At 40.5% G+C, this 10,252-nt stretch carries 9 protein-coding genes; 8 read left to right on the forward strand and 1 reads right to left on the reverse strand.

The window, feature by feature from the left end; all coding sequences use genetic code 11:
* Positions 1–264: 264 nt before the first annotated feature.
* From B4J23_RS02325 to hisC, 7 genes are all read left to right on the forward strand, one after another.
* Positions 265–1,710, forward strand: a complete 1,446-nt coding sequence (locus B4J23_RS02325; RefSeq protein WP_159124272.1) for an RNA polymerase factor sigma-54 — start codon at positions 265–267, stop codon at positions 1,708–1,710.
* Positions 1,711–1,895: 185 nt separating this feature from the next.
* Entirely contained in the window at positions 1,896–2,228 is a 333-nt protein-coding gene (gene hpf / locus B4J23_RS02330; protein WP_004783414.1) for a ribosome hibernation-promoting factor, HPF/YfiA family, read from the forward strand.
* Between the two features lie 135 nt (positions 2,229–2,363).
* Positions 2,364–2,615: a BolA family iron metabolism protein IbaG gene (gene ibaG, locus B4J23_RS02335; RefSeq protein ID WP_004783413.1), complete on the forward strand. Its 252-nt coding sequence runs from the start codon at positions 2,364–2,366 to the stop codon at positions 2,613–2,615.
* A 7-nt stretch (positions 2,616–2,622) separates the two neighbouring features.
* Positions 2,623–3,879, forward strand: coding sequence for a UDP-N-acetylglucosamine 1-carboxyvinyltransferase (gene murA, locus B4J23_RS02340; RefSeq protein ID WP_291358650.1), 1,257 nt, complete (start codon positions 2,623–2,625; stop codon positions 3,877–3,879).
* Complete coding sequence (gene hisG, locus B4J23_RS02345; RefSeq protein WP_005234128.1) at positions 3,879–4,580, forward strand: ATP phosphoribosyltransferase; 702 nt, start codon at positions 3,879–3,881, stop codon at positions 4,578–4,580. The genes murA and hisG overlap by 1 nt, the downstream gene beginning before the upstream one ends.
* 187 nt (positions 4,581–4,767) lie before the next feature.
* Positions 4,768–6,069, forward strand: coding sequence for a histidinol dehydrogenase (hisD, locus tag B4J23_RS02350; RefSeq protein ID WP_180012446.1), 1,302 nt, complete (start codon positions 4,768–4,770; stop codon positions 6,067–6,069).
* 118 nt (positions 6,070–6,187) lie between these two features.
* Complete coding sequence (gene hisC, locus B4J23_RS02355) at positions 6,188–7,279, forward strand: histidinol-phosphate transaminase (RefSeq protein ID WP_291358651.1); 1,092 nt, start codon at positions 6,188–6,190, stop codon at positions 7,277–7,279.
* Between the two features lie 125 nt (positions 7,280–7,404).
* On the opposite strand, the gene B4J23_RS02360 is transcribed toward hisC, so the two are convergent.
* Complete coding sequence (locus B4J23_RS02360) at positions 7,405–8,736, reverse strand: anthranilate synthase component I family protein (protein WP_291358652.1); 1,332 nt, start codon at positions 8,734–8,736, stop codon at positions 7,405–7,407.
* Between the two features lie 261 nt (positions 8,737–8,997).
* On the opposite strand from B4J23_RS02360, the gene B4J23_RS02365 reads away from it, so the two are divergent.
* Positions 8,998–10,065, forward strand: a complete 1,068-nt coding sequence (locus B4J23_RS02365) for a DUF6160 family protein (RefSeq protein ID WP_291358653.1) — start codon at positions 8,998–9,000, stop codon at positions 10,063–10,065.
* Positions 10,066–10,252: the final 187 nt, after the last annotated feature.

Genomic DNA, 10,252 nt, shown 5'->3' on the forward strand with positions numbered 1-10,252 from the left:
ATTCCAAAAGCCCTCTGCTCATGCAGGGGGCTTTTTTTTATGCATAGAATTTAAGAAAATTAAGCCAAATTATATTAATTTACAAATCAGTTGAATACTGTTTAATAAAAATAAGTGATTAATAATGCTTAAAAAATTATATAAAAATGACGTTACAGTTCATGAAATCATTATGGTTTTGTGTGTTTTTTTATCAAACTATGTTATAAAAGTTAAAGCGGCATGAAAATTGCTTATAAAACGAGATTTTTATTAGGGGGTCATATGAAATTATCAGTGGGATTACGAATTGCCAACTCGCTGTCATTAACTCCACAGTTACAACAAGCAATCCGCTTATTACAATTATCCAGTCTGGAACTAGAGCAAGAAATCCAGCTACAACTTGATAGTAATCCTTTGTTAGAAAAAGTTGAAGAGCAAATCAGTGTTGAAAGTCTTTCTACTGTTGATGCGAGTCAAAAGGATTTAACCAATGAGCTCAATGCAGACCATCTTCCGGACGATCTCCCTGTAGATACCGACTGGGATGATGTCTATACCCATCAACCGACAAGTCTAGGTGCAGCAGAGTTTGAAGAGCGCGAAGACAACCGTCAAAGCCAGCAAAGCTTACAAGAATATATGCTCGAGCAGGTTAATCTGCTGCACTTTTCTCGCATTGATCAGCTGATTGCATACTGCATTATTGATTCTCTAGATGAAAAGGGTTTTCTGGATGCAGAAATTTCCGAAATTACTGCATCAGTACAACATCTTTTATCTTCCATGGATTATGAGGAAGAAATCGAAGAGGATGAAGTACTCGTTGTTCTTAAGCATATTCAGCGTCTTGATCCGATTGGAGTAGGTTCCAGAAATCTAGCTGAGTGTTTATTGATTCAGCTGGATAGCCTACCAGTTAATACCCCTTGTCGTAATGATGCGGTTAAATTGCTGCAACATTATGAGCTGCTGATTACCAATGAATTACCAAAACTCATTAAGCAAACTGGTTTAAATCAGGAACAATTACGCTGTGCGGTTGATTTGCTAAAAACTCTTAAACCATATCCGGGACTGGAGTTTGAAAGTAAGGAATCTGATTATCAGATCCCCGATGTCGTGGTAATGAAAAAGAATGACTGCTGGCAGGTGACGTTAAACCCTGATGTGATGCCTAAGTTGAGACTAAATTCTTTTTATACCAATATGATTCGTCGTGCTGATCAGAGCGAAGATAATCAATATCTTCGTAATCAGATGCTGGAAGCGAAAAACTTTATTAAAAGTATTGATGAACGACATAAAACTTTATTGAAAGTAGCGACCTGTATTGTTGAACATCAGAAAAGCTTTTTAGAGATTGGTCCTGAAGGTATGAAGCCTCTGGTTTTACGTGATATTGCTGAAGAAGTTGAATTACATGAATCAACGGTATCCCGTGTAACGACTAACAAATATATGCTAACTCCTCGTGGTTTATTTGAACTGAAATACTTCTTCTCGAGTCATGTAGGAACGACTTCTGGGGGAGAGGCTTCATCTACTGCAATCCGTGCCAAAATTAAGAAAATGATTGCAGAAGAAAATGCACGTAAGCCTTTATCTGACAATGCAATTGCCAATCTTTTGAAAGAAGAGGGGATTGATGTGGCACGACGTACGGTCGCGAAATATCGTGAATCGTTACATATTCCTTCATCTTCTGAGCGAAAAGTCTTGATCTAGTTTTTGAAATTTGATTATTCTAGAGATTCATTATGACATCGTAATGAATCTTTTTTTCTTTTGAGGAATGGTGAAAATGATCTGAATAAATGCTTTAAATCACGATTTTGCTTGAGCAAGTTATTGTATTCTTTTCATTTTTAACTGTGACTCTTCTGATCCTAACGAAGGTGAGGGATAGAACTATGCAAATAACAATTCGTGGACATCATTTATCAATTACGCCAGCGATTGAAGAAACTATAAAAACGAAATTTTCACAGATGACCAAACATCTGGATCAGGTCAACAGCATGCAGGTTAAGCTTTCCAAAGACCATCAGATTGATAAGCGCTCAAAAAGAGGCAGTAGTAACCATATCGCAGAAGCGATTGTCCGTTTACCGGGTATTGAATTTTTTGCCCATGCTAATGCTGATGACATGTATACCTCAATTAAAATTTTGACGGAAAAATTAAAAAAACAGATTGACCGATATCGCGAAATGCAGCTGAATCATCAGAGTTTAGCCATTTAAGCGACCAAATGGGGAAAAAGAGGTTTTTAAAAGCCTCTTTTTTTATATATATAATGTATGTGACTAATGAATTATTTTTTACATTTATAGTAAAATGACTCGTTTTACACCCTTAGTCCTATAAGAGGTCTTGTGATGAATAATGAACAGCTCGCTGAAATTTTAAAAGCCGCTTTTCCTGAGGCGGATGTTGCTGTGAGTGGTCAGGGCGGAAAATTCGATCTCCGTATTGTGGATGATCAGTTTGAAGGTAAACGTCCGGTTGCACGTCAACAAGCTGTTTATGCTCCTCTCAATTCCCATATTGCCAGTGGTGCAGTGCATGCTGTGACCATTCGTGCATTGACCAAAGAAGAATGGCGTAAAGCAAGCTTATTTGGAGCTTAATCAATTAATGGATAAATTCTTAATTCAGGGCGGTATTAAGCTCGACGGTGAAGTGCGTATTTCTGGTGCAAAAAATGCAGCGCTTCCATTATTAGCAGCAATGATTCTTGCTGACACGCCAATCACACTTAAAAATGTTCCAAATCTAAAAGATGTAAATACCTTGGTAAAGCTGATCGCAGGTCTTGGGATCACGATTAGTTATGAAGGCGATACAGTTATTGCAGATACCTCTACTTTGGATAACCAGTTTGCACCTTATGAACTCGTAAAAACCATGCGTGCTTCTATTTTGGTGCTTGGTCCTCTATTGGCGCGCTACGGTAGTGCAAAAGTATCCCTGCCAGGTGGATGTGCGATTGGTTCTCGTCCAGTCGATCAGCATTTGAAAGCACTAGAAGCTTTAGGTGCCGAGATTGAGGTTGAGGCCGGCTATGTCCATGCTAAAGTCGATGGTCGTCTGAAAGGCGGTGAAGTTGTCTTTGATATGGTGACTGTGGGTGGTACTGAAAATATTCTGATGGCTGCAGTATTGGCGGACGGTGTGACCACGATTCGTAATGCGGCGCGCGAACCTGAAATTACTGATCTTGCTCAAATGCTGATTAAGATGGGTGCGAAAATTGACGGTCTGGATACCGATACTCTAGTGGTTACCGGTGTAGAAAGCCTGCATGGCTGTGAATATGCAGTAGTGGCCGACCGTATTGAAACTGGTTCTTATCTGGCTGCTGCAGCTATTACTGGTGGACGTGTTAAAACCACGCATACAGATCCGGCTTTAATGGAAGCTGTACTGGATAAGTTTGAGGAAATGGGTGCGGAAGTCACTCGTGGTGATGACTGGATTGAACTGGATATGATGGGTAAACGTCCGAAAGCAGTGAGCTTCCGTACCTTGCCACATCCAGATTTCCCAACAGATATGCAAGCTCAGTTAATGGCAGTCAATGCCATTGGCCGTGGATTTGCCACAATTTCTGAAACGATTTTTGAAAACCGTTTTATGCATGTTCCTGAATTGGCTCGTATGGGAGCCAATATTCAGGTCGAAGGTAATGATGCTGTCGTAACAGGTGTAGAAAAACTTTCTGCAGCGCCTGTGATGGCAACAGATTTACGTGCTTCATTCTCTTTAGTTCTTGCAGCACTTGCAGCCGAAGGGGAAACATTGATTGACCGTATTTATCATATTGACCGCGGTTATGAAGATGTCGAAGCAAAGTTACAAGGTTTAGGTGCCCAAATTAAGCGAGTAAGTTAATGAGTGATATGAGAAACGATGATCCAAACTTTGACGTAATGGGCAATTTTGATCATGGTTTAACGTTAGCATTAAGCAAGGGCCGTATCTTAAAAGAAACTTTACCTCTGCTTGAAACGGCAGGGATTAATCTGCTGGAAGATCCGGATAAATCACGAAAGCTGATTTTTCCAACCACGCATAAACAGGTGCGTATCCTGATTTTACGTGCCTCTGATGTGCCGACTTATGTTGAGAATGGTGCGGCAGATATCGGTGTAGCAGGTAAAGATGTGTTGATGGAACATGGCGCGCAAAATGTCTATGAACCATTAGATCTTAAAATTGCCAACTGCAAATTGATGACAGCAGGTAAAGTCGGCATGGAGCGTCCGAAAGGCCGTTTAAAAATTGCGACTAAATACGTGAATCTGACCCGTCAATACTACGCGAGCCTCGGTGAACAGGTTGATGTGATCAAGCTTTATGGTTCAATGGAACTTGCACCATTGGTGGGTTTAGGTGATTACATTGTTGACGTGGTCGATACAGGCAATACACTGCGTGCCAATGGTCTTGAGCCACTTGAAGAAATCTGCAAAGTCTCTTCACGTCTGATTGTGAACAAAGCCAGCTTTAAACGTAAGCAAGCATTGCTGAATCCAATTCTTGCCCAGCTTGAGCAAGCAGTGGAAGCACGCGAACAGGCGAAAAAAGCTTAAATTTAAGCTTGATCAAAGACCGCCCACTTTGGGCGGTTTTTTATTGCTGATTATAAATATAAGAAGCTCAATGCTTTCATCAATTTTATCAAAAGCTATTTCCAATAAAACTCATAGCACAAGTCTGTTCTAGCTACCGACAAAGTCTTTGAAAACAGGTAAACTAAAGCCTTCGAATTCAAACCTTATGGGTAAATTGATGCGACGTTTATCGACACAAGATCAAAACTTCAAGCAAGCGTTTGCTGACTTGTTGGCTTTTGAAACCGTGAATGATCCTGAACTTTTAAAAACTGTAGACCAAATTATTGCTGACGTACGTCAGCATGGTGATGCTCATGTTCTTAAATTGACTCAGCAGTTCGATCGACATCCAGCGCATCAATTTTCAGATTTGGAACTGACTCAAGAGCAACTTAAAGCAGCTTTCGAAGGCTTAACGACTGAAGTGCGTGAAGCCTTAGAATTGGCTGCAAACCGTATTCGCGAATTCCATCAGGCACAAAAACAGGATGGTTGGACGTATGTCGATGCTCTAGGTAATACCTTAGGTCAGAAAGTGACGCCATTGGATCGCGTAGGGATCTATGTTCCAGGGGGCTTGGCTTCATATCCATCTTCAGTGTTAATGAATGCTGTTCCTGCACATGTGGCAGGTGTAGGTGAAATTGTTATGGTGGTGCCTGCTCCAAATGGTGAACTGAATCCATTGGTCTTGGCTGCTGCCTATCTGGCTGGCGTACACCGTGTATTTACCATTGGTGGCGCACAAGCGGTTGCTGCATTGGCCTATGGTACAGAAACCATTCCACGTGTCGATAAAATCACTGGTCCAGGTAACCGTTTTGTGGCTGCGGCAAAACGTGCAGTATTTGGTCAGGTCGGTATCGACATGATTGCTGGTCCTTCAGAAATTCTGGTTTATGCAGAAGGGCAGAACAATGCCAAATGGTTAGCAATGGATTTGTTATCTCAAGCTGAACATGACACGGTGGCTCAAGCTGTATTTATTACGCCTGATGAACAGCTATTAAGTGAAGTAGAACAAGCAATTGAAGAGCATTTGCTAGCTCTACCAAAAGCAGAAATTGCCCGCACTTCAATTGCCAATCGTGGTGCATTAGTGCTTGTGAAAGATCGTGCTGAAGGTATTGAGCTGATTAACCAAGTAGCACCTGAACATTTAATGCTGTGTCTGGATGAAGCTCAAGAAATGGCTGAAGAGATTCGCCATGCCGGTGCGATCTTCATGGGACGTTATACGCCTGAAGCGATTGGTGACTATTGTGCAGGTCCGAACCATGTATTACCAACATCGGGTACAGCACGTTTCTCATCACCACTGGGTGTCTATGATTTCCAGAAACGTTCAAGCCTGATTATGTGTTCTGAAGACGGTGTGAAAACCCTTGCGAAAACTGCAGATGTTCTGGCACAGCAGGAAAATCTGGATGCGCATGCACGCTCAGCACGTTATCGCTATCAGTAATTAAATACTTATATTGAATAAAAGATATTTCTCTCCCTTTGTGAGAGGTTAGGTAAGGGGAATTATTTAACCTCTCCCTAACCTTCTCCTAAAAGGAGAGGGAATTTGAGAATAGAAAATGTCGAATATCACCATAGAGCAAATGCGTTTTTGGAGCCCTGAAGTCCGTGAGTTAGAGCCTTACGTTCCAGGCGAACAGCCCAAAATTCAAAACCTTTTAAAATTAAATACCAATGAAAATCCGTATCCGCCATCACCGAAAGTCGTGGAAGCGGTGCAAAAAGTTTTAGCCAATGACGCAGATGTTTTACGCCTTTATCCAGATCCCGATGCATCTGAATTGAAACATGCCATAGCTAAACAACAAAATGTGGCTGCTGAAAATGTCTTTGTCGGTAACGGTTCTGATGAAGTTCTAGCACATATCTTTAAAGCCTTTTTTATTCAGGAACAGCCACTGCTTTATCCAGATATTACCTATAGTTTCTATCCGGTTTATAGCCAGTTCTTTGGTGTCAAAACCAAAATCTTGCCACTGAATGAAAATTTTGAAATTGTGGTAGATGATTATAAACAGCCAAATGGCGGCATTATCATCACCAATCCGAATGCGCCAACCAGTATTGCGCTTAGTTTGTCTGCCATTGAAGAAATTCTGCAGGCGAATCCAGATTCAGTAGTCGTCATTGATGAAGCCTATGTAGATTTTGGTGCTGAATCAGCAGTGAGTTTGATTGATAAATACGAGAATCTAGTAGTCTGTCAGACGACTTCAAAATCCCGCTCTTTAGCAGGCCTACGTGTTGGTTTCGCGATTGCTCAACCTCATCTGATTGCGGCGCTTGAAGCGGTAAAAAACAGCTTTAACTCTTATCCAATGGATCGTTTTGCGATTGCGGCTGCAGTGGCTTCATTCGAAGATCAGGAATACTTTGAAGCACAAAATGCTAAAGTGATTGCCAGTCGTGAAAAACTGGTTAATCAGTTGAATGAGCTCGGTTTCAAAGTCTTGCCATCAAGTGCGAACTTTATTTTTGCTTCACTACCATCAAAAGATGCAGGTGAGTTAGCAGCTGAATTACGGGAACGCGGCATTATCGTACGTTACTTTAATAAACCTCGTATCAATCAATTTTTACGTATTACCATTGGTACAGATGAGCAAAATCAGCGTTTAGTAGACACGTTGAAAAATGATATTTTAGCTTAATTAAATCCACCCTAACCCTCCTTTGATAAAGGAGGGAACCTTTTTCTTTTTAAAGAGAGAGAATCCCCCTCTTTGTTAAAGAGGGGGTAGGGGAGATTCAAGACTCTATGGAGTCGCTTTTTTATTTATTCGGGTTTATACCAAGTATTGAGTAAATCCAGCATGGCCTCGACTTTATCAAAACATTCCTGGTATTCCGCATCATAATCCGAAGAAATCGTAATTCCGCCACCGGCCCAAAGTGAAACCTCATCTTGATATTTCTGAATCGAGCGAATCAGAATATTCCAGCTTCCTGTTCCATCAAAATTAAAATAACCTAATGAACCACAATACGCTCCACGTGGAGCACCTTCTAACTCTTCAATAATTTGCATGGCGCGAATCTTTGGTGCACCGGTAATTGATCCACCTGGAAGTGCAGACAGCAATACATCAAAAGGATGCACACCTTCTTTTAAGGTCGCTTCGACTTCGCTAACCATATGATGTACCTGATTAAATGATTCAATATTGAATAGTTTAGGTGTATTGACTGAACCTGTTTCTGCATAAACACTGAGGTCATTGCGTAGTAAATCTACAATCATGACATTTTCAGCCTGATCCTTCTTTGAGTCTTTTAATCGTTGTTTGGATTGCTCATCAAGCACCGGATCGGCAAAACGTGGCATGGTACCTTTAATCGGTTTGGTGACAATTTTTCGATGTGCTTCAAAATCAATAAACAGTTCAGGTGAACAGCTCAATAATTCAAAATCACCTATACGAAGATAGCCCGCATATGGCGCATTGGTTAATGTCCAGAAAGCATGTGCAGTTTCTAATAATGAACCTTCAGCCAGTGCTGTAAATTCTTGGGTTAAGTTAATCTGGTAACAATCACCGGCTAGAATATAATCCTGAATATCCTGAAATGCCTGTGCATAGCGAGATTTGTCCCAACGTGGGCTGCAAAGGGTTTTTAATTGAAATTGTGATGGTATAGAGGCTTGATTTAATAGATTTTGAAGATGATTGAAAATATCTTCTGCTTGCGGATCATGACTATAGAATACCCATTGTTCAGCTTCAAACTTAATATAAGAATCAAACTGCCCGATAAATAGGCTAGGTTGAGCTCGCTCTGGGTATTGGGTGTGCTGTTGAGCAGCGTAATCATAGCCAATAAACCCAACATAACCTCCAGAAAATTCATTCGCTTTAATATCTGGAGTTTGATCAAGCTCTAAGCTGAGTTCAGCTATATCAGCCTGATATTGCTCGATATCCACTCTCTTAAATGACTGAGTTTGTCCATCCTGCACCATAAAATATTTCTGTGCACAGCAGGCAATAAAAGGCTGCCCATTATTATTTAAATATATCAGGTGATCTAAGGGGCTTAATGCATGCAATAGATCTTTAAGCTGAAGAGATGCAAAACTTAAAGGACAATGGTAAGGAGCTTCGTTCATTCAGTAGCGCATATTCCGATATGAACCGGTATTTTATATCAAGAATGGGAAAAAATATTTCTAAATCATCAAATACCGTTTGTCGGTAAGCTCAATATTGCGACCAACAACAGTTGATCAAAATATGACTCGACGTTAATTTAAGTGGGCGAGCAAAATTACTCAAGGAAAGATGCTTTGCGTTGTCAGAAAATAAAAAACACAACGTCAGCACTGAGTGATTCACAACCAAAAAAAATAGTACTCTTGGGAGAGTAAACAATGAAAAAATTCACAAAATTGGCTTTAGCTGCTTCAGTTGCTTTTAGTGCAAATGCGATGGCGATGCAATCACTGGACGATGCATCTCTAAGCGCGACTACAGGTCAGGACGGTTTGAAAATCGGTATCGGTATTTCAAAAATTGAAATTGAAAAACTATTTATCCATGATAATGATGGTTTAGCTGAGGACTCTACTGCAACAGCGGGCGTTATTGCAATTTATGATGGCGAAGGAAATATTGTTCGCCCTGGAACGGCTGCTAAGGGTATTGTGGGGGGTACTGGTGAAGCAGGTGCGATCTATATCAAAGCGAATGGTAAAGGTAAAACAACAGCTAATGGTATCGTGATTGGTGCAAACTACGATAACAATGGTGCGTATTTACTAGCTTCACGTAACCTTGCAGATTTAACCATTGACTCAGATGCTGGTGCTGGTAACCCGTTCATCAACATTGCCGCTAAAGTATCTGGTTTAGATATTAACATCGGTGAAATTGGGGTTGTGGGATCAGCTTCATCTCTTACAGATTATGAAAGTGGTTTAGCTTCAGCTACTAGTATTCGCCGTGGTGGTGCTGGTAAGGAAAATGCGATTTTATCTGGCCTATCACTTAAAACAGGTCCAATGTCTGCCAATATTCAATTAGGTGCTGCTCCACAGGGTGCAATGATTAAGTTGAATGCAACAATGATTGGCGGCTTAACAATTACAGATTTGGGTATTCTTGATAATTCAACGACTGGTGGACAAGTTGCTGCAGGTGTAACCACCTCAGGCCCAGGCGAAATCTTCATTGAAAGCATTAAGTTGACAGATGCTAACTCTAAAGATTTGACATTGAACCAAAGCATCAGTGTATTTGGCGAATCAAGTGCAAACGATGGTTTCATTCGTATTACGAGTACAAGTGGTGCACATGATAACTATGTGAAAGGTATTCACCTAGGTAGCCAAAATGCAGCATCAATTGGTGATATGGAAATCCAAGGTCTACAAACTTACTTTAGCCCGGCAACTGGTCAATATGCAAAAGGTGCAATTATTACCATTTCTGGTCACTAATTCTTACCTTAAAAAAGCGCGTGTTTACACGCGCTTTTTTTATGACCGCAACATCTATCTAAAAAAATAAAAAAAGACTGTATTTTTTTGAAAAAGAAGGTATCTTTCTAGTTACAGGGAAGTAGAGTGAAGACTCTATAAAAAGAAAAATTAGGCACATCATGCCAATGATAAGAAAAGTAAAAGA

The sequence above is a fragment of the Acinetobacter sp. UBA3025 genome, assembly GCF_002367915.1.
GTDB lineage: Bacteria > Pseudomonadota > Gammaproteobacteria > Pseudomonadales > Moraxellaceae > Acinetobacter.

What these genes read in the sequence shown, in the direction of transcription:
- hisC (WP_291358651.1), top strand. Translation starts at nt 6,188, where the DNA reads ATGTCGAATATCACCATAGAGCAAATGCGTTTTTGGAGCCCTGAAGTC.
- murA (WP_291358650.1), top strand. Translation starts at nt 2,623, where the DNA reads ATGGATAAATTCTTAATTCAGGGCGGTATTAAGCTCGACGGTGAAGTG.
- hpf (WP_004783414.1), top strand. Translation starts at nt 1,896, where the DNA reads ATGCAAATAACAATTCGTGGACATCATTTATCAATTACGCCAGCGATT.
- B4J23_RS02360 (WP_291358652.1), bottom strand. Translation starts at nt 8,736, where the DNA reads ATGAACGAAGCTCCTTACCATTGTCCTTTAAGTTTTGCATCTCTTCAG.
- B4J23_RS02365 (WP_291358653.1), top strand. Translation starts at nt 8,998, where the DNA reads ATGAAAAAATTCACAAAATTGGCTTTAGCTGCTTCAGTTGCTTTTAGT.
- ibaG (WP_004783413.1), top strand. Translation starts at nt 2,364, where the DNA reads ATGAATAATGAACAGCTCGCTGAAATTTTAAAAGCCGCTTTTCCTGAG.
- hisG (WP_005234128.1), top strand. Translation starts at nt 3,879, where the DNA reads ATGAGTGATATGAGAAACGATGATCCAAACTTTGACGTAATGGGCAAT.
- B4J23_RS02325 (WP_159124272.1), top strand. Translation starts at nt 265, where the DNA reads ATGAAATTATCAGTGGGATTACGAATTGCCAACTCGCTGTCATTAACT.
- hisD (WP_180012446.1), top strand. Translation starts at nt 4,768, where the DNA reads ATGGGTAAATTGATGCGACGTTTATCGACACAAGATCAAAACTTCAAG.